This window comes from Mesorhizobium sp. C268A, assembly GCF_040324475.1.
Lineage (GTDB): Bacteria > Pseudomonadota > Alphaproteobacteria > Rhizobiales > Rhizobiaceae > Mesorhizobium.
Genome location: NZ_JAMYVX010000001.1, coordinates 804,252 through 824,012 on the forward strand (window position 1 = coordinate 804,252; position 19,761 = coordinate 824,012).

17 protein-coding genes are annotated in these 19,761 nt (G+C 64.2%); 5 read left to right on the forward strand and 12 right to left on the reverse strand.

Annotated features, from left to right (window positions below):
• Positions 1–209 precede the first annotated feature (209 nt).
• The 12 genes from NKL06_RS04100 to NKL06_RS04155 all read right to left on the reverse strand — a co-directional run bounded on the left by NKL06_RS04100 (position 210) and on the right by NKL06_RS04155 (position 14,169).
• Positions 210–674, reverse strand: coding sequence for a GFA family protein (locus NKL06_RS04100; protein ID WP_023693775.1), 465 nt, complete (start codon positions 672–674; stop codon positions 210–212).
• Positions 675–705: 31 nt separating this feature from the next.
• Entirely contained in the window at positions 706–1,242 is a 537-nt protein-coding gene (locus tag NKL06_RS04105; RefSeq protein ID WP_023693776.1) for an isochorismatase family protein, read from the reverse strand.
• An 80-nt stretch (positions 1,243–1,322) separates the two neighbouring features.
• Positions 1,323–3,329, reverse strand: coding sequence for an amidase (locus tag NKL06_RS04110; RefSeq protein WP_023693777.1), 2,007 nt, complete (start codon positions 3,327–3,329; stop codon positions 1,323–1,325).
• A gap of 99 nt (positions 3,330–3,428) precedes the next feature.
• Positions 3,429–5,459: an SEL1-like repeat protein gene (locus NKL06_RS04115; protein WP_155927321.1), complete on the reverse strand. Its 2,031-nt coding sequence runs from the start codon at positions 5,457–5,459 to the stop codon at positions 3,429–3,431.
• An 80-nt stretch (positions 5,460–5,539) separates the two neighbouring features.
• Positions 5,540–7,147 carry a WD40 repeat domain-containing protein gene (locus NKL06_RS04120; RefSeq protein ID WP_023807762.1) on the reverse strand — a complete coding sequence of 536 codons (1,608 nt, stop codon included), beginning with the start codon at positions 7,145–7,147 and terminating at the stop codon, positions 5,540–5,542.
• 106 nt (positions 7,148–7,253) lie between these two features.
• Complete coding sequence (locus NKL06_RS04125) at positions 7,254–8,024, reverse strand: exodeoxyribonuclease III (RefSeq protein WP_023693779.1); 771 nt, start codon at positions 8,022–8,024, stop codon at positions 7,254–7,256.
• A 7-nt stretch (positions 8,025–8,031) separates the two neighbouring features.
• A complete protein-coding gene (locus tag NKL06_RS04130) occupies positions 8,032–8,679 on the reverse strand; it encodes an alpha/beta hydrolase family protein (protein WP_023693780.1) in 648 nt (215 codons plus the stop codon).
• Positions 8,669–9,031: a hypothetical protein gene (locus tag NKL06_RS04135; RefSeq protein ID WP_155923794.1), complete on the reverse strand. Its 363-nt coding sequence runs from the start codon at positions 9,029–9,031 to the stop codon at positions 8,669–8,671. Before NKL06_RS04135 ends, NKL06_RS04130 begins: the two co-directional genes overlap by 11 nt.
• A 7-nt stretch (positions 9,032–9,038) precedes the next feature.
• Complete coding sequence (locus NKL06_RS04140; RefSeq protein ID WP_023693781.1) at positions 9,039–10,166, reverse strand: tetratricopeptide repeat protein; 1,128 nt, start codon at positions 10,164–10,166, stop codon at positions 9,039–9,041.
• Positions 10,163–11,068, reverse strand: coding sequence for a non-homologous end joining protein Ku (gene ku, locus NKL06_RS04145; RefSeq protein WP_023693782.1), 906 nt, complete (start codon positions 11,066–11,068; stop codon positions 10,163–10,165). Before ku ends, NKL06_RS04140 begins: the two co-directional genes overlap by 4 nt.
• Before the next feature lie 272 nt (positions 11,069–11,340).
• A complete protein-coding gene (gene ligD, locus NKL06_RS04150; protein ID WP_023693783.1) occupies positions 11,341–13,827 on the reverse strand; it encodes a DNA ligase D in 2,487 nt (828 codons plus the stop codon).
• Positions 13,828–13,944: 117 nt separating this feature from the next.
• Positions 13,945–14,169 carry a hypothetical protein gene (locus NKL06_RS04155; RefSeq protein ID WP_023673483.1) on the reverse strand — a complete coding sequence of 75 codons (225 nt, stop codon included), beginning with the start codon at positions 14,167–14,169 and terminating at the stop codon, positions 13,945–13,947.
• A gap of 45 nt (positions 14,170–14,214) precedes the next feature.
• Between NKL06_RS04155 and NKL06_RS04160 the strand changes: the two genes are divergently transcribed.
• The 5 genes from NKL06_RS04160 to NKL06_RS04180 all read left to right on the forward strand — a co-directional run bounded on the left by NKL06_RS04160 (position 14,215) and on the right by NKL06_RS04180 (position 19,747).
• Entirely contained in the window at positions 14,215–14,541 is a 327-nt protein-coding gene (locus NKL06_RS04160) for a hypothetical protein (protein ID WP_156939167.1), read from the forward strand.
• 27 nt (positions 14,542–14,568) lie between these two features.
• Positions 14,569–15,576 (forward strand): aldo/keto reductase, encoded by a 1,008-nt coding sequence (locus NKL06_RS04165; RefSeq protein ID WP_023693784.1) that lies wholly within the window; start codon positions 14,569–14,571, stop codon positions 15,574–15,576.
• 407 nt (positions 15,577–15,983) lie between these two features.
• On the forward strand, positions 15,984–16,931 hold the full coding sequence (locus NKL06_RS04170) for a substrate-binding domain-containing protein (RefSeq protein WP_023693785.1): 948 nt from the start codon (positions 15,984–15,986) through the stop codon (positions 16,929–16,931).
• 171 nt (positions 16,932–17,102) lie between these two features.
• Complete coding sequence (locus NKL06_RS04175; protein ID WP_460221708.1) at positions 17,103–18,734, forward strand: sugar ABC transporter ATP-binding protein; 1,632 nt, start codon at positions 17,103–17,105, stop codon at positions 18,732–18,734.
• The gene (locus NKL06_RS04180) at positions 18,731–19,747 is read left to right on the forward strand and encodes an ABC transporter permease (RefSeq protein WP_023693787.1); all 1,017 of its coding nucleotides are present in this window, start codon (positions 18,731–18,733) and stop codon (positions 19,745–19,747) included. Before NKL06_RS04175 ends, NKL06_RS04180 begins: the two co-directional genes overlap by 4 nt.
• Positions 19,748–19,761: the final 14 nt, after the last annotated feature.

The following is a 19,761-nucleotide window of genomic DNA, read 5'->3' on the forward strand; positions in this document are numbered from 1 at the left end:
ATGGCGGATTTCAAGGGAGCTTAGTGCGATCGAAACGTTTGCGCAATCGATTCGATGAAATTGTTAGCGGGGCTTATCTCCCCCTCGAGGGGGAGATGTCGCCGAAGGCGACAGAGGGGGTCGGTTCGACTAGGCTCGGCCTCATGCGGCAGATGGAGGTTGGCGCTTCACGCGATGCGACCCCCTCTGGCCTGCCGGCCATCTCCCCCTCAAGGGGGGAGATTCGCAGTTTCCGCAAACTCGGCCACCAGCCCCTCATATTCCTCGAAGGCCGGCAGCGCCTCGTAACTGTGCACCGCAGGCGTCGTCGCCCAGGGCAGCTTCTCGCTGGTCCATGTCTCGATGAACGGCGTGAACCAGCCGGGCTCGTCGAGCATGGTCGGACGCAGATTGACGAACCAGTCGAGCCCTTCGGGGCGCGTGAACATCCAGCTCATGCAATGTGGGCAGAAGAAATGTTTCGAGGCGCCGTGCAGCCCGCCGATCACCGGCTCGCCTAGCGTGATCTCGAAGCCGTCGGAGCGAATGGCGGCGCTTAGCGAATAGGCGCTGGCCGACATGGTCTGGCAGCCGGTGCAATGACAAGCCATGGTCAAAAGCGGCTTTGCGGAAATCTTGAGCCGCACGCGTCCGCAGCGGCATCCGCCTTCGGCCGGCAATTTCAGGGTTGGCACGGCAGTCTCCCACTCTTCGAAGCGCGGTGCTTCAGTCGCCGGTCAGCGCCTTCGTCGTCACCAGCGTGACGCCGGCATCGGTGAAATCAGCATTGTACCGGGCGATGATCTCGGTCGCGGTTTCGCCTTCAGTGTCCAGCGTCGAGTGCGCATCGGAAACGACAGTGACGCCGAGGCCCTCGGCCAGGGCGCCCTTGACGGTGCCGGCGATGCAGAAATCGGTTTGCGCTCCGGCGAGCACGACTTCGCCGGCCCCCTGCCCGGCCACCCAGGCGCCAAGCTCGGCATTCGAGAATGCGTTGCGGACGGTCTTGGAGAATGTCGGCTCGTCCTTGGCCTGGCCGAGTTCCGGCCATACCGGCCAACCCGGCTCGCCCGGCGCCAGCGGATCGCCGGCCGGCCCGTCATGCCGCACGAACGCTATCCGGCGCCCCTCGCGCCGCGCCCAGCCGATCAGCGAGCGGGTACGCTCGGCTATGCCCGGCGCATCATGGATCGGCGGCTCGACGCGCCCGTCGAACATGTTGGTCTGGAGATCGATGACGATGAGGGGAGCGAGGTTTGACATGGCGCGAAGATAACGCGGGCGATGGGAGGGTCAAGACGGCGAAGCTGCTGATCTCCCCCTTGGGGAGATTACCTGTACCCTCACCCGATTCCACCCGCGACCACGTAAGCACCAGCCGTGCGTCCATCCTCCAGCCGCATGACGGCCGTAACGATCGACCCGTAAGCGCCTCGCCACACACTGTGCATTCTTTCGTGCTCGCCGGCCGGCACCAGGATGCGACCGTGAAAGCTTGTGCCGCTGCGCCGCAGAGCGACCGGTTCGCCATTGACGTGAACCTTGACGCCAGCGGTCTCCGCATCGAGTTCAACCGTCACGGCGATCTCGGCCTGGTCTCCTTGCCCCATCGTCTCCGCAACAAGCCTGAGTGCCGGCGGCGGCGCATCGCTGGACTTCGATCCACCATGTTGCGCAAACACATCGCCCGGCAATTCCGGCGTGCGCGGCGGGGCCGTGCGGCGTTGGGTGGCGCGCTCGTAATCGCCGGCGAGCCGCAGCAACTCCGCATCATCATAGGCCTTGCCCGCAAAGGTCAACCCGACCGGCATGCCGATATCGGCCATCGTTCCCATAGGCACGGTGACGGTCGGGATGCCAAGATGACGCCACACCAGATTGCCATTGGCAACCCAGGTGCCGTTGCGCCAGGCGATTGCTGCAGAGGTCTCGTTGACGTCGGCATCGGCCGGGCCGACATCGGCGACCGCCGGCAGCACGACAGCGTCGAGCCTGTGCTCGTCCAGCCAGTCCTCGAAGTCGATGCGCCGCGTCGCCTCCAATCCCTTCAGACCTTCCGCCAGCGTTGGGATATCCAGCAATGGCATCACGCCCTGCTTGACGCTCGTGACGTAGTCGGCCAGATCGAAACCGTCGTCGCCATAGCGGTCCGGCAGCGCGCCCGGCGGCTGCGGGAAAATCGTTGGGCCGTCGACCGCAGCCAGGTCGGGGACCACCGGATCGGCATTTGCGCGCAGGAAATCGTCCCAGCCCCAGATGCAGAGATCCCAGATTTCGCGCTCGGCGAAGGCTTCCGGCACCAGCCCGCGTTCGACCATGGTTTTTGTGCCCGGACGGTCGCGCTCATAGTTCGAGACGACGGGGAAATCGACCTCGACCACCTCCGCGCCGAGCTTTTCCAGGTCACGCGCTGCCTGCCGCCAGAGGTCGAGCACCGAGGCGCGGGTCTCGATCGGGCGTTCAGCGCCGCTATCCCTGCCGATATACATTTTCGGCACGCCGAGGCGTTTGCCTTGTAATGAGCCCTCCAACGCGAGTGTAGTGTAGCTTGGCGGCCTGAGATCAGCGCTTTTCGCGATCGACACCCAAGGCTGCACACGCCAGAAATCGCCGCGCGTCTCCGCATCGTCGGCGACGATCACATCCAGCAACTCCAGCATGTCGGCAATGCCGCGCGTGTGCGGCACCACCACATCCATGGTCGGCACCAGCGGCCAGTTGCCCCTGACCGAAATGACGCCGCGCGACGGCGTGTAGGCGACAAGTGCATTGTTGGACGCCGGCGCGCGGCCGGAAGACCATGTTTCCTCGCCCAGCCCGAAGGCGGCGAAGCTGGCGGCGGTGGCCGTGCCCGAGCCGTTGGACGAGCCGGAAGCGAAGGCGGCGGTCAAATAGTCGGCATTGTAGGGGCTCTCGGCGCGGCCATAGACGCCACGCTGCATGCCGCCATTGGCCATAGGCGGCATGTTGGTCAGCCCGATCAGCACAGCACCACCGGCCCTCAGCCTGGCAATGGTGAAAGCGTCCTCGTTGGCGACGAGATGCTCGAAGGCGGGCGAGCCGGCGGCCACCGTCAGGCCCTTCACCTTATAGCTGTCCTTGGCGGTGTAGGGGATGCCGTCGAGCGGCCCGAGGGTGGCACCATTGCGCCGCCGCAGGTCGGACGCCGCCGCCTCCTCGAACATTGCCGGGTTAAGCACCGGCACGGCATTGAGCGCGATGCCATGGCGGTCGTAATGCGCGATGCGCCTGAGATAAGCGCCCACCAGCTCGACGCTGGTGACGGTGCCGGCCTCCAGCGCCCGGCGCAGGTCGGCGATCGTGGCTTCGACGAGCTGGAGGTTGGGCATGGGATTCTCGAGATGCAGCGGCAAATGAGTCTTCGCATCGTCCGATACGAGTGTCACGCCTCAAACGGAAGGCGTGACGGCGACGCTTATGCACTCGGCTCACAGCATCTTGCTGTCGAGCTGGCCGTTTTCCTTCATCAGGTCGAGATAGGTCTTGGCGCCGGAACTGCCGTGGCCTGCCGCCTTGAAGAACCATTTGGCGGCTTCCTTGTAGTTTGGTTTCCCATCGACGCCGCGGTAGTAGAGCGAGCCCAGACTGAACTCGGCATCGACGCTGCCGGCCTTTGCGGCTTCCAGCCACCAGGACTCGGCAGCCTTGTCGTCTCTGGCAATGCCCACGCCGTTGGCCGAGGCATACGCTAAGGCTAGCTGGGCATCGACATTTCCCTGCCGCGCCGCCTTGAGCCACCAGCCCGCCGCATCCGCACTGCTTTGCGCAACGCCAACACCCTCGGAATAGGCTGTGCCGAGCGCTTTCTGCGCGAATGCATTGCTCTGGTCGGCGGCTTTGCGCCAGAGCCTTGCCGCCTGAACGGGGTCCTTCGTTACTCCTAGACCATCCCAATACAGTCCACCGAGAGCGAACTGCGCAAGGTCATTGTCCTTGTCGGCAGCCTTGCTCAGCCACTCGAATGCCTGCCTTTCATCCTTCCCGACGCCCTGCCCGTCCCGATACACGACCCCGACATTATACTGCGCTACCACATGGCCTTGGACAGCAGCCTTCATCCACCATCGGAAGGCCAGATCATTGTCTTGCGCAACGCCGCGGCCCTGGCTGTAGAGGATACCAAGCATATATTGAGCGTCGGCGTTTCGCCCGTCGGACGCCTTTTGCGCCCAAGTCGCGGCCAACGCATCGTCCCGTCCCACGCCTTCGCCCAGCGAATACGCCCGGGCCAGATTGGCACCGGCTTCGGCATTCCCCGCTTCCGCGGCCTTGCGCCACCAATAGACCGCCTGCCCGGCGCTCTTCTCGACGCCTTGGCCCATCGAATAATATCCGCCCAGATTCGACTGGGCGAACACAAAGCCCTGATTGGCGGCTTTGCTCATCCACGCAAACGCCTGGCCGTCGTCCCTAGGGGTACCTTTTCCCTGGCCATAAGCGGCCGCCACCGCGTATTGCGCTTCTGTCAGACCGGTGGTTGCGGCCTTCATCCACCACCCGAACGCAAGGCGGTCATCCTGCTCAACGCCGTGGCCCCGCGAGTACAACGTGCCCAGCAAAGCCTGGGCATTCGGCTCACCCAGATCGGCTGCCTTTTTCACCCACACTATGGCGGCCTGATCATCCTTCTTGACGCCTTGGTTAAGATAGTAGGCGCGTCCGAGACAGAAAGCGGCCTCCAGGCTTCCTTGGTCAGCCGCCTTGCGCCACCATGAGGCAGCCTGCTCGAAGCTTTGCGCAACACCCCGACCCTGCGCATACAGGACGCCGAGGGCGTACTGAGCGTTCGCATTGCCCTTGTCGGCTGATTGCCTGGAAAACTTCAACGCCAGTTGATCGTTTCTTTCGACCCCTTGGCCATTTAAATAGACTTGGCCGAGAGAATATTCAGCCTCCCCGCTCCCCTGATCGGCCGCCTTGCGCCACCAATAGAGCGCCTGCTCATAACTTTGCGCGACCCCTTGGCCCTGCCAGTACAACACGCCGAGCTGGTACTGCCCATTCATGTTGTCTTTATCGGCGGCCTTTCGTGAGAAACTCTCGGCAAGCCGACTGTCCTTTTCAACGCCCCTGCCCATAAGGTAGGCCTGACCCAGTGCTGCTATGGCTTCCGCATTGCCGCCATCGGCGGATTTCTTCCACCAATACACCGCCTGGCTGTCGTTCTGAGCCACGCCCTCCCCGCGCCAGTACAGCGCACCAAGCTGGCCTTTTGCGTCAACATTGCCAGCGTCCGCCATGATCTTCATTTGACGGAATACCTCGGCATAATCCTTTGCCTGGAGAGCCGCTGCACCCTTTTGTGCCGCTGACCACTGCACATAGTAATTTCGGCCAGGACCGAGCAGCACAAAAGCCGCCAGCAACACCAGAACGACGGTAAGGACCCCTCGGCGACGCGACTTGGGCGGGCTGTAGACAGGTGTATCCACTTTGGGCGCCCAGTCGTTGTTGCTCACCGTCCCCAATCCATTTGCAGCCACCAGTAATCCATAGCGCAAGCCAGGCTGTTCTGGAATATCCAAAGCATTTGATGTCGCTACTGCGGTGCGCCGGCGAACAGGATTTCGCCATCGCCGCCAGCCGCCGGCCAATCCCTGATGGTGCGATCGTCGCCGCCGGTGACCAGTGTGCCGTCGGTAGCGAAGGCAACGGCGTAGATCGGGCCGGTGCGGCTGTCGAACATGGCGATCTGGTTTCCAGTGCCGAGATCCCACAGCCGCGCAGTGCCGTCGAGCGAGCCGGAGGCCAAGCGCTTGCCGTCGGCCGACAGCACCAGCATATAGACGGTGCCTTCGTGACCCTCGAAGCGGCGCAATTCCCTAAACGTGTCGAGGTCCCAGAGCTTGATCGTGTAGTCGCCGCTGCCGGTGACGACATGATGGCCGTCGGCGGTGAAGACGGCGCCGTAAGTGCCCTGCTCGTGGCCGTGCCAGCTTCGCAATTGCTTGCCGCTTTCGACGTCCCAGAATTTCAGCGTGCCGTCGATGGAGCCGCTCAGCGCGCGCGTGCCGTCGGGCGAGATTGCGACCGTGCTGATCGGCCAGTCATGTCCGGTCATAACATGCAGCACCGATTTGTTGACGAGATCCCAGACGATGACGTTGCCGGTGTCGTGGCCACTGACGGCGCGCTTGCCGTCCGGGCTGATCGCCAGCTTACGCACGCCGCCATTCGCGCCCGACGAGAAGACATGCAGCACCGCGCCGTCGGCTAGCTTTCGCAGCACGATCTCGCCATCGTCGCCGGCGGTCAGCGCGGTTGCGCCGTCGGGCATGAACAGCGCCGTGCGCGCCATGTCCTTGTGTTCACCAAGGTTGCAGATCAGCCGCTTGCCGGCGATGTCCCAGAGCTTGATCATGTGGTCGGTGCTGGCGCTCATGACGTCGCGGCCATCGGCCGAGACGGCGAGCCAGACGACGGCGTCGCGGTGGCCGTCGGGCTCGGTCGGCAGCGCCGGCGGAGGCGGCGGCAACGGCGCGACGGTTTGCGGTGGCGTGGCCGGAGCCGGCGGTGGAGCAGTCTCCGGTGGCGGTGTCGCCGGAGCGACTGCGACTTGTGGCGGCTGAGGGGGAGCAGCCGGAGGCGTAGGCTGCGCCGGCTCGGGCGGTTTGGCTGCCTGCACCGGCGGAGTTGGCTCGGGCGGCATGGTGACCTGCGGCGAACTCGGCGGGGCCGGTTGCGTCGCCAGGTCCGGCGGGACACCGTCGATGCCCTGGTCCTTCGGCTCGGCTTTGGGTTCGTTCGGGGCGGCCACCTCAGCGCCTGGGCCGGCGTCACGCGCCCAAGGGAAGTGGTCGGCCAGCAGCGCCAACACGGCGAGCACCGGCAACATGAGGAAGGCGCGCCGCAGACCGGGGTGGCCCTTTGGGTCGATCTCGGCGTCGCGGCCAAAAAGCGGCGTTCCAGCAGGCTGGCTTCGCCGACCCGGCAGCAGTCCGGCCCAGAACAAGAGGGCGCCAAGCAGGCAAAGCCCGCCGACGGTCAGGAACACCACCGGTCGCAGCGTGGCTGGGCCGTGCAGCATGTGGTCGATCCCGCTCCAGCTGAAATCTCTGTCGCCGAGCAGCAGATACGCCCGCACCAGACAAGCCAAAGCGGCCGCCAGCAGCGGAAGCGCAAACAGCCTTTCGGCCAACCTGTCCATCGGACTCCCCCTCCGGTGCCGCACCTTGCTCATCATGCGGCCGCCGCAGCGAAACAAATAGCGCAAAACTGCGCCCACGAAAGTGGGCGCGATCACGCAGCCAAATTCACTTCAATTCGACCCATACCGGCGCGTGGTCGCTGGCGCCGTCCTCACCTCTGACATCGCGGTCGATGCCGGCAGCGGTGAGGCGGCGCGCCAGTTTCTTCGACAGCAAGATGTGGTCGAGCCGCAGCCCGGCATCGCGCAGCCAGCGGTTGCGGCGATAATCCCAGAATGTGTAGAGCGTTTCCTTCGGATGCTTCTTGCGGAGCGCATCGGTCCAGCCCTGCTCGAGCAGACGCTGGAACGACGCCCGGCTTTCCGGCTGCACCAGCGCGTTGTCGTCATAGGAACGGGTGGCGTAGATGTCGCGCGGCTCGGGCACGATATTGTAGTCGCCGACCAGCGCCACCGGCAGGCCAGTGTCGAAGAGTTCTGCGGCATGCGCCTCCAGCCTTTCATGCCAGGCCAGCTTGTACTGGAATTTCGGCCCCGGCTGCGGGTTGCCGTTGGGCGCGTAGACACAGGCGATGACGATGCCGTTCACGGCCGCCTCGATGTAGCGGCTCTGCTTGTCGGCGGTATCGCCGGGCAGGACGTCACAGGTCAGCACCGGCTCGGACCCGCGCGCGAGTATCGCGACGCCATTCCAGGTCGGTTCGCCCTTCCACACCGCGCCATAGCCGGCCGCCGCAAGCGCCGTGCGCGGAAACTGCAGGTCGCGCGCCTTCAGCTCCTGCAGGCAGACGACATCGGGCTTGGCTGCCGCCAGCCACGCCAGCAGGTTTTGCAGCCGGCTGTTGACGTTGTTGATATTGAAGGTGGCGATTTTCATTTGGCGATCAGGAAACGATCCGCCCTGTCCACGCCTTCACCGTCCCGGCCAGCGTCTTCAAATGATCGGCGGTCGAAAACCCCGACACGCTCTTGCGCGGCTTCAGGTCGTGGTCACCATCCTCCAGCCAGATCACTTCGATGGCGTCGGAAAGGCCGTAGGTCGCGACCTCTTCCCTGGTGCCGAATTCGTCGCGCGTGCCCTGGAAGATCAGTGTCGGTGTCTTGAGGTCGGCGAGGTGTTTTGTCCTGAGCTGCTCTGGCTTGGCCGGCGGATGAAAGGGATAGCCGAGGCAGACGAGGCCGGAAATCTCTCCCTTGGCGAGCATTTCGTCCGCAATCATCGAGGCGACGCGCCCGCCCATCGACTTGCCGCCGATGATGAGCGGCCCGGTGACGCCCATGGCTCTCAGATCGGTGATGGCCTTGATGTATTCCGGGTTGACCGTCTCGGCGCGCGGCGGCGGCTTGCGCTGGCCGTAGCGGCGCGCCGCCATATAGTGGAATTCGAAGCGCGCGACCTGGAAACCGGCGGTGGCGAGCGCCTTGGCGGTGGCGGTCATCGAAGGCGAATCCATCGATGCGCCGGCGCCGTGGGCCAGCACGATGGTGACCGGGGCTGTGTCAAAGCCGTCGAAGAGGAAGCTAGTGGGCATCAGGCTGCGGGACCCCGATATAGTGGTAGGTGGTTTTGGAACCGTGAACTTCCTTACGCCACTGCTCCGGATGCAGGGTAACATGGGTGAAAATGGCTGCAAAAAACCCCACGAGCACGATGAAGAATGGCCGGCCGAAGCAAACGCGCTGCTTGTTCGACATACGGTCCTCGGGGCGCTGGGGAAATGGCCAAGTTCTGCGGTTGTAATATGTGGCCCAATTGATTTTGCTGTCTTCGAAAAAATTCCAGCCATTGCTCCAGTAGAAGAGCAGCTCGCGGGCCTCCTGCACCGCCAAAACGATGAAGCACGCGGTTAATCCCATACTCGAAATCTGAACAAGATTATCCACGGCAGCCTCACCCCGCCGTCCGCGCCAGCTGCAGATCGACGAACTGTATCCCCTTTTGCGCAGTGCGCGCCCATTCGCTGTCAGCATCGAGTTCGAGATAGCGCACCCAGTGGCGGCGGGCTTCGGTCAGATTGCCGGCGTCGAACTCCAGCCGGGCAAGGTTGAACACCGGATCGGCGTAGCTCTTGTCGAGCGCGATGGCCTTGACCAGATGCCGGCGCGCCGAGGCGATCTTGCCTTCGTCGCTCATCAGCCCGGCGAGGTTGAACCAGGCCTCGACGAACGCCGGATCGAGCTTGATCGCTCTTGCATAGTCATGCGCCGCGTCGGCCACGCGACCGGCGCCACGCAAGCAATTGGCGCGGTTGAACGCGGCGATGGCGTCGCTCGGATCGATGCTGAGGCAGCGTTGGTAGAGCGCCGCGGCATCGTCGTGCCGGCCCTCCTCTTCCGCGCTTTCAGCCTCGGCGAACAATTCTTCCAGCGTGTCGTCGCCGGCTGCGCTTGCGCTGCCGAGATCGAACAGCAGCTGGCCGTCGAGTTCGCTCTGGCCATCCTCGAGATAGATCTGATCGGGCCGGCCATGCTGCGAGCCGACATTGAGCGATTTGGCGGTGAGCGAAGCGACCGGACCGGAGCGATGCACGGAGCGCGCGATCGCGCCCCAGGATGCACCGCCGGCGACCAGCCCGGCATATTTGCGGGCAAGGATCAGATCGCGGAACGAGTAGGGTTCACAATCGTGCTCGAAGGCGTCAAACAGGCTGAGCAGGTCGAGGTCGGCACCGGACAGTCTGGACTGGTCGACGAGAGACTGCCTGGACAGCGAAGACGCCTCCGGCGCCTTCATCAGACCAAGCAGGCGCAGGAAGCCATTTTCGCTAAGGAGCGTTCGGCCGGCGGCACGCTCGGCGGCAACACGGCGTTCAATCTCGGCATCGCCGCCCTTCGCCGTGCCGGCCTTGGCGATCAGCGTTCGGCCGAACACAACATGGCTGGTGCGCCTGGTGACGCCGCGCCGCAACTGGCCGTGCTGACGCTCCACCTCACGGGCCGCGAGCCGCAGCGGAAATGCCGCCAGCGCGCCGATGGCGCCGAAGACGGCGCCCGGGATTATACCGGTCGGCGCCGTCACCCCTTGCTCTTGCCGACGGCCTTGAGCAGATTGGCCTTCAACGGGTTTTCCTTGGCCGCACCCGCCTTACCCTTGGCGGCAGGTTTTTCAGCGTCGTTGGCCTTGCTCTTCGACTTGGCCGGCGGCTTGGCTGATTGCGACAGGCTCGCCTTCAACGCGTCCATGAGGTTGATGACATTGCCACGCTCGGGCGCCGCCGCAATGATCGGCTTATGGCCCTTCAGTTTCTCGCGGATCATCGTCATCAGCGCGATCTCGTAGCGGTCCTCATAATTCTTCGGATCGAAGGTGGTTTCCTTCTGCTTGATCAGCGCTTCGGCCAATTGCAGCATTTCGGGATCCGGCTTGCCAGCCGGGATGTTGCCGAAATATTCAGCCGTGCCGCGCACTTCGTTCGGGTTCCTCAACGTACACACGAACATGCCGTTCTCGCGCGCGCCGATCGTCACCACGCGCTCGCGGCTGGACAGGACAAGGCGGGCAATGGCCAGCTTGCCGGATTTGCGCATTGCCTCGCGCAGCACGGCGAAGGTTTCCTCCGCCATGGCGCCATCCGGCGCCATGTAGTACGGCGCATCCTGATAAATGACGTCGACCTCGTCTTCGTCGACGAAGGCCTCGATGTTCATCGTGTGATTGGATTCGATGCGCACTGCTTCGAGGTCGGCCTCATCGATGATGATGTACTGCTTGTCCTCGTATTCGTAACCCTTGACCAAGTCCGCGCGCTCGACGAGGCCGAGTTCAGGGTCGACCGGCTTCATGTTGATGCGGTTGTGGGTCTTCTTGTGCAATTGGTTGAACGATATGCGCTCGCTGGTCGTCGTTGCCGGATAGAGCCGGACCGGACAGCTGACGAGGCTGAGCTTGAGGTAACCTTTCCAACTTGCCCTGGGCGCCATGATACTCTCCTACGCGGCCACGCACTGACATTTCAGACTGAGCATGATCTTACCGACAACCGGTTGCCACTTTTCGGGATCATGCTTACTGCAGCGCTTCGTCCAAAGGACGAATGGTGCTGCGGAAATCCTACACCGACCGGGCACGATAAAGGCAAATCCCTAGCGAAATCTTCCAGTCGCCCTGAAGGTCCAAGGCCGAGAATAATTCAAATTGTCCGAAGCGTCGATGGACTTGGGTTCCTCGCCCCCATGAAATGGGGAGAAAAACCTTATTTGAAGGCCGGCAAATCCCTCGCGAAATCCTCCATGTCCGCCCAGGGGTCGCCCGAGGTCGCCAACAACCCCGGCAGCGAGGAATAGTTCAGATCCTGCGGCGCATCGATCGTCTCAAGGTCTGCCCAACTCACCGGCGTCGACGCCGGCAGGTTGGTGCGGGCGCGCAGCGAATAGGGGGCGGCGGAGGTGTGGCCGCGGGCGTTGCGGTGGTAGTCGATGAAGATGCGGCGCTTGCGGTTTTCCTTGCCCATTGTGGTGGTGAAAGTGTCTGGCGCGGTGGCCGCCAAGTGCGTGGAGATGGCGCTGGTCGCCTGGTGCAGCTTCTTCCAGTTCTGCTTTTGCGTCACCGGCACGGTTATGTGGATGCCGCTGCCGCCGGATGTCTTGGCGAACGGCACCAGGCCGAACCGCTCCAATTCGCCCTTGATGTGGACGGCGGCCTCGACCACTTCGCGCCAGGCGATGCCCTCACCCGGATCGAGATCGAAAACGATCTGGTCGGGCTTGTCGAGGCTCAAGCGATGCGTGCCCCAGGTGTGGAACTCAACGACGCCGAACTGCGCGAGTGCCAGATAGCCTTTTGCTCCCTCGACCGACAGATAGGATTTGGTTTCACCTTCGGAGTTGGTGGCGTCAAAAGTGACCACCGACGGCGGCATGCCGGTGAAGGCGTGGCGCTGGAAGAAACAGTCCTTCGGCAGGCCCGTCGGGCAGCGCACCAGCGACACCGGGCGGCCCATAATGTGCGGCAGCATGAAATCGCCGACCAGCGCGTAATAGACGGCGATGTCGAGTTTGGTCGGTCCGGTCTTGCCGAACAGCCGCCGCTCCGGATTGGTCACCCAGATGGTTGCGAGATCGGCTTCGGCGATCAGCCGCTTGCGCTTCGGCGACACCGGCGTCGACAGGCCGACATCGCGCAAGCCCCGAAACACACCGTGGCGCAGCGAATTGTCCGCCGTTCGGTTGGCGTAGTGGATGCGGGCCGACAGCATCGGCCGCACCCATTTCATCTCGCGCATGATCTCGCGCGGCACACCCTCGGGTGCTGTCGCGCCGTCGCGCAGCGGCTGCAGCCGGGCCAGCAAGTCGCCCGCCGTAGCGGCATCGAAGCCGGTGCCAACCTTGCCGCGATAGTGCAGTTCGCCATCCGCGAATTCAGCCATGCCGAGTGCCGCCAGTCCTTCGGCCGCGTCGGAAACGGTGTAGCCGGCGATGATGAAATCGCCGGTCTCCAGCGCCTTGACCTTGGTCCAGCTCTTCGTGCGGCCGCTCTGGTAGATGGCGTTGGCGCGCTTGGAGACGACGCCTTCCAGCCCAAGGATCGAGGCCTGATCGTACAGCCCCTGTCCGTCGCCTTCGACATGGTCGCTCAGCTGGATGGCGGAGTTGGCGCCCTGTCCGGCTAGCAGTTCGGCGAGCAGGGCCTTGCGCTTTGCGAGCGGCGCCTTGCGGAGGTCCCAGCCGTCGAGATGCAGCAGGTCGAAGGCATAGAAATGGAGCTTGCTGCCCGCACCCGCCGACAGCGCATCCTGGAGCAGCGCGAAACGCGAGATGCCCTTCTCGTCCAGCACCATGATCTCGCCGTCGATGATCGCCTGGCTGAGGGGCAGCCGGGCGAATGCCTGCGGCAGGTCGCCGTAACGCTTCGTCCAGTCGATGCCGCCGCGGGTGATCAGCCTGACCTCGCCATCGGCGATATGCGCCATGGTGCGGTAGCCGTCGAATTTTATTTCGTGCAGCCAGAGTTCACCTGTGTCTTCCACTGGCCCACCCGGTGGCTTCGGCACCTGCGTGGCGAGCTGCGGCTCGATGCGCGACGGCGGATCGCCCCTGGCCGCACCGGGCAGCGCGCCGGGTTTCAGCGCGCCGGGCTTGGGCGGCAGGCGGGCCGGCTTCTTCGGCGGCGCCACCAGCTCCTCGATCCGCTTGCCGGACTTCACGCTTTCCGGCCGCGCTTCCAGGATGTCGAGGCCGGTATCGGCGGCGAGATCGCGCTCCTTGAACAGCAGCCAGTTTTTCTTCTCGCTGTCTTCGCTGGGCTTGGGCTTCAGACGGGTCAGCATCCAGCCGCCATTCAACTTGTCGCCGGCCAGCCGGAACTTGAAGGCGCCGGTGCGCAGGCTCTTGTCGACATCGTCCATCGGTGCCCAGGTGCCGGTGTCCCAGACGATCATCGGCCCACCGCCATATTCGCCTTCGGGAATGACGCCCTCGAAGTCGATATATTCGAGCGGATGGTCCTCGGTCTCGACTGCAAGCCGCTTGTCGGCCGGGTTGAGCGAGGGCCCGCGCGGCACCGCCCAGCTTTTCAGCACGCCGCCGACCTGCAGGCGCAAATCGTAATGGTCGGCGGTGGCGTGATGCTTGTGGACGACGAAGCGGTTGCCGTCGCCTGAAATGAGCCCGCCAGCCGGTTCCGGCGTCTTCGTAAATTCGCGCTTGGCGCGATAGGCCTTGAGTTTTGGCGGGGTTGGCATGGGTCAGGCGGGAGCGGCGGCGGCGGACGAACCTTCCCTGCGCCGCGTTCCTGCACAGTGCTGTCCCGCCAACATTTCAGATTTCCCAGCGTGGTGCGAAGAATGTGGAGATCACGCTCAATCGTCTGAGGCGGGCGTCAGGTCTAGCTCGGCCGGGGACAGCCCTTGTTGGAGCTGGCTCAGCCGGAACTCGTCGACCCAGTAGGCCTCGCCGTCGACCAGCACGCGGGCCGAGTAGACGCCGCCGGAAAAGCTTTGCGCGGTGACGTAGACCTTGTGGCGGTCGAGCGCCTTGCGCACCGCGGCGCGCTTGGAATTCTGGCTGGTGACGGAACTGGCCATGGCTCACTCATACACAAGACCGCAAGACATGGCGGCGGCATAAGGATGCTGGAGATCGGCTGCTCTGTCAATTTTGACCGCCTGCTTCTGGCAGCGCAACGATCCGGCGGCAGCAAAAAACCGCTGCGCCTCGGCAGTGGGCTTTGCAATGACGACGACAATATTCGGTTAGTGGTCCGAAGGAATTATGAGCGCGGTGACGCGCGAGAGCTGCTGACGCCGGTTCCGCGTCGGCTTCTCGTAGATCTTCTTCATTGGTATCCCCATGGCCCCCAATGGCCGCCAGCAAAGGCGCTTGCGGCTGGGTTTTGTCAAGGGAAGCGCTGTTCTTCCGCCGAACAGCTATGGAAACTGGAGGAGCGGCCGCTATAGTTTTCCTCAGCCCCAAGGAGAACGGCAATGACCCTCAGCACCCGCAAACTCGGCAGCCAGGGGCTGCAGGTCTCGGTGATCGGCCTCGGCTGCATGGGCATGAGCCAGTCCTACGGCCCTGCCGACGAGGCGGAATCGATCGCCACCCTGCACCGAGCCATCGAACTCGGCTGTACCTTCCTCGACACGGCGGAAGTCTACGGCGCCTATGCCAATGAAGAACTGCTCGGGCGGGCGCTGAAGGGCCGGCGCGATGAGGTGACCCTTGCCACCAAATTCGGCTTCCGCATCGAAAACGGCAGACAGGTCGGCACGGAGCGTGACAGCCGGCCCGACCATATCCGCGAGGCGCTGGAGGGCTCGCTGAAGCGGCTCGGCACCGACCATATCGACCTTTACTACCAGCATCGCGTCGATCCGGCGGTGCCGATGGAAGACGTCGCCGGCACGGTCGGCCGGCTGGTTGCCGATGGCAAGGTGCGCTTCTTCGGCCTGTCGGAAGCGGGCGCGGCGAATATCGGCCGTGCGCATGCCGTGCACCCTGTCTCGGCGCTGCAGAGCGAGTATTCGCTTTGGGAGCGCAATCTGGAGCCGGAGATCATCCCGCTGCTCAAAAAGCTCGGCATCGGCCTGGTGCCGTTCGCGCCGCTCGGCCGCGGTTTCCTCGCCGGCGACGTCAAGCGCGCCGAGGATTATCCGGAAGGCGATTTCCGCCGCGGCGACCCCCGCTACCAGGGCGCCAACTACGACGCTAATGTCGCGGCTGCGGCTGCGGTGCAGGAGGTGGCCGCGGCCAAAGGGGCAAAGCCCGCACAGATCGCGCTGGCCTGGGTGCTCGGCAAGGGCGACGGTTTCGGCATTGACATCGTGCCGATCCCGGGGACAAAGCGGCGCAAGTATCTCGAAGAAAATGTTGCTGCGGCCGCGATCCAGCTCGACCCGGCCGAGACTGCTGCGCTCGACGCAGCCCTTGCGCCCGGCAAGGTCTCAGGGCCGCGCTACAATGAGCGGGTGATGACGACGATCGATCGGTAGAGGCGTCTAAGCTGCCAATCTCCCCCCTCGTGGGGGAGATGCCTGGCAAGGCAGAGGGGGGCGCGAAGGATCGCCCGCATCAAGTATTCTGCGTAGAGGTTAGCTCAAAGATGTAAGTGAAATTGGCCAATGTCGGCAGGACAGCGCCCCCCTCTGTCCTGCCGGACATCTCCCCCACAAGGGGGGAGATTAGCAGTTTCAGCCCCTCGCCTCACCTTGCGTAATCGATTTTCCTTGGCTAGCATCCTCCGGTCGGCGCCGTGCGGAGGAGAACGTTGCGGCGGACCGGCTGGAGCGCCTCGCGTCCCCTCGGGGCGTTCACAGGACACTCCATTTTTGAATTGACGCAAGGACCGTCCCGAGCCGCTCCCGGTTTCGGGCTCCTGCGTTCATGTGGAGGATATCTGATGAACAGACGCGAATTCCTGTTGTCGACCGTGGCGACCGGCGCCATGGCGCTGGCCGCGCCCATGGCCTTTGCCGCCGACAAATTGACCATATTGGGCTCGGTGCCCAATCTCGGCTTTCCGTTCTTTGTGCACATGCTGAACGAGATCAAGGCGGAGGCGCAGGCGCAAGGCGTCAATCTGACCGAGAGCGACGGCCAGAACTCGGCGCCGAAGCAGACCGCCGACATCGAGGCCGCACTTGTGCAGAAGGTCAACGCCATCGTGATTTCGCCGCTTGACGTCAACGCGCTGGCGCCGGCGATCGAGGAAGCGGTCAAGGCCGGCGTTCCGGTGGTGACGATCGACCGCCGCGTCGACGGCGTCGAGGGCATTCTCGCCCATGTCGGCGCTGACAATGTCAAGGGTGGCGAAGCCGAGGCGCAGGCCATGGTGGCGGCGTTCCCGAACGGCGCCAAGCTGTTCCATTTGCAGGGCCAGCCGGGTGCCGGGCCCGCGATCGACCGCAACAAAGGCGTCCACAATGTGCTCGATCCGCTCAAGGACAAGTACCAGATCATCTTCGAGCAGACCGCCAACTTCGCCCGCGCCGAAGCGCTGTCGGTGACCGAGGCCGGGCTTGCCGCCAACGGCAAGCCGGACGCCATCATCTGCGCCAATGACGACATGGCGCTCGGCGCGCTCGAAGCCTGTGCCGCGCGCAACTTCACCGACGTCAAGATCTACGGCTTCGACGCGCTGCCGGAAGCGCTGGTCGCCGTGCGCGACGGCAAGCTCGCCGGCACGGTCGAGCAGTTCCCCGGCGAACAGTCGCGCAAGGCGGTGCAGATAGCGGTCGCCTTCGCCAGGGACAAGACCCAGCCGAAGGAGAAGCTGGTGCTGTTGACGCCGATCGTCATCGGCAAGGACAATCTCGACAAGGCGGAGAGGTTGAACGAGACGAAGTGAGAGTAGGGCCCATGACGGGTGGAGGTCGCGCTCTGTCGCGCCCCCCTCTGTCCTGCCGGACACCGCCCCCACTTGGGGGGAGATTGGCCGTCACGTCTGCTTTCGCCAATCGCCAACGTTATAGAAATAGTGCTGCCGGCAAAACTGCTGATCTCCCCCCGTGTGGGGGAGATGTCCGGCAGGACAGAGGGGGGCGCTGTCCCGCTGCCTATCGCAATCCGGGAGCAATGCTTGTCCGCCGTTGAACCCACCGCATCATCGCCACCGCTCCTTTCCGTCGAAGGCGTGACCAAGCATTTTTCCGGCGTCACCGCGCTCATCGACGTTTCGCTCGAGGTGCGGCCCAGTGAGATCCTTGGCCTGCTCGGCGAGAACGGCGCCGGCAAGTCGACGCTGTTGAAAATCCTGTCCGGCGTGATGCCGCCGTCAAGCGGCCGCATCGTCTTCGACGGCGCCGACTACGCGCCGTCCAGTCCGCAGGATGCGAAGCGGCATGGCATCGTCACCATCTATCAGGAACTGAGCCTGATCCCGACGCTGACGGTTGCGGAAAACATTTTCATCGGCCGCGCGCCGCTCGGGCCGCTCGGGCTGGTCAGCTGGCGCAGGATGGAGGACGCCTCGCGCGCGATCATCGCCCGCGTCGGTCTCGACATCGATCCGGCGACGCCGGTGTCCTCGCTGTCGGTAGCCGAACAGCAGCTGGTCGAAATCGCCCGCGCTCTGTCGCTGGAAAGCCGCCTGATCATCATGGACGAGCCGACCTCGGCGCTGACCGAGACCGAGGTGCAGAAACTGATGTCGATCATGGACAGGCTGCGCAAGGACGGTGTCGCCATCATGTTCGTCACCCACCGGCTGGAGGAAGCGTCCGCCATTTGCGACCGCATGACCGTGCTGCGGGATGGCAGGCTGGCCGGTCATCTCGACCGTGACGGCCAGCCGATCCAGATCCCGAAGATCATCGAGAAGATGGTCGGCCGCGCCGCCTCCGAGCTCTACGCGCGGCCGACGCAGCGCGATGTCGCCGGCGAGGTCAGGCTCTCGGTGCGCGGGCTGCGGACGGTACGCGACCCGTTGGCGCCGCATGCCATCGTACTCGAAGGCGTCAACCTCGATCTGAAGGCCGGCGAAATCCTCGGCGTTGCCGGCCTCGTCGGTTCCGGCCGCACCGAGCTTGCCCGCGCCATTTTCGGCGCCGACCGCATCGCCGCCGGCACGATTGCGCTCGACGGTAAGCCGATCGCCCCGGCCTCCCCCGCAGACGCCATCAAACTCGGCATCGGGCTGGTGCCGGAAGACCGCAAGCACCAGGCGATCTTTGCAGCACTGGGCATTCTCAACAATTTCTCGATCGCCTCGCTCGGCCGCTACAGCAATGGGGCCGGCTTCATGGCCGAACGGCGCGAGCGCGAGGCGCTGGCCGGCTATCGCAAGGCACTGTCGATCCGCATGGCCTCGCCCGAGCAGGCGATCGAGGGCCTGTCCGGCGGCAATCAGCAAAAGGTGATCCTGGCCCGCTGGCTGGCGCGCGACCCGAAAGTACTGATCGTCGACGAGCCGACGCGCGGCGTCGATGTCGGCGCCAAGGCCGAAGTGCACCAGATCCTGGTCCAGTTGGCTGCGCGCGGCATCGCCATCATGATGATCTCGTCGGAACTGCCGGAGGTGCTGGCAGTGTCGGATCGCATCGTTACGATGCGGCGCGGCCGTATCACTGGCGAAATGCCGGGCATCGAAGCGACCGAGGAAAAACTGATGGAACTGATGGCGCTCGACCGCAAGCAGGACGCAACGCAATGACCAGCACCACCGAACAGACCCAGCGCAGCGGCATCAACATCGCGCGGCTTCTGATGAGTTTTGGGCCGCTGATGTTCCTGGCGGTGTTGATCGTCATCTTCACCGTGCTGAAGCCGAGCTTCATCGATCCAATCAACCTGTTCAACATTTTGAGGCAGATCTCGATCACCGGGCTGATCGCGCTCGGCATGACCTTCGTCATCCTCACTGCCGGCATCGACCTGTCGGTCGGCTCACTGCTCGCCTTCTGCGGCATGGTGGCCGCGGTGGTGGCCAAGGGCGGCACCGCCAACACGCTGTCGCTGTCGACCACGGGCACGCAAGGCTATGGCTGGTTCGCCGCCTTGCTTGCCGCCGTCACTGTCGGGGCGCTGGCCGGCGGCGTCCAGGGCTTTGCCATCACCCGGCTGAAAGTGCCGCCCTTCGTCGTCACGCTGGGTGGGCTCACCGTGTTTCGCGGCCTGACGCTGACCATCTCCAATGGCGGACCGATCTCCGGTTTCGACGCCTCGATGCGCTGGTTCGGCACCGGGCTCATCGGACCGGTGCCGGTGCCGGCGATCATCTTCGCGGCGGCGGCCATCCTGTGCCACATCGTGCTGCGCTATACGCGCTATGGCCGCGCCGTCTATGCCGTCGGCGGCAATGCCGAGGCCGCACGCCTGTCGGGCCTGCGCGTCGACCGCATTCTGATCTCGGTCTATGTCATCGTCGGCTTCTTCGCCGGGCTGGCGGCCTTCGTTTTGTCAGCACGGCTCAACTCCTCCGAAGCCGTAGCCGGGATCGGTTACGAACTTACGGTGATTTCCGCCGTCGTCATCGGCGGCACCTCGCTATTCGGTGGCATCGGCTCGGTCGGCGGCACGGTGGTGGGCGCTGCACTGATCGGCGTGCTGCAGAACGGGCTGCAGTTCAACAATGTCTCGTCCTACACGCAAAGCATCGTCATTGGCCTGATCCTGATCCTGGCCGTGGCCTTCGATCGTTGGCTGAAGTCGCGGGTGAGGCGGTAAGGATTTCGGCACAC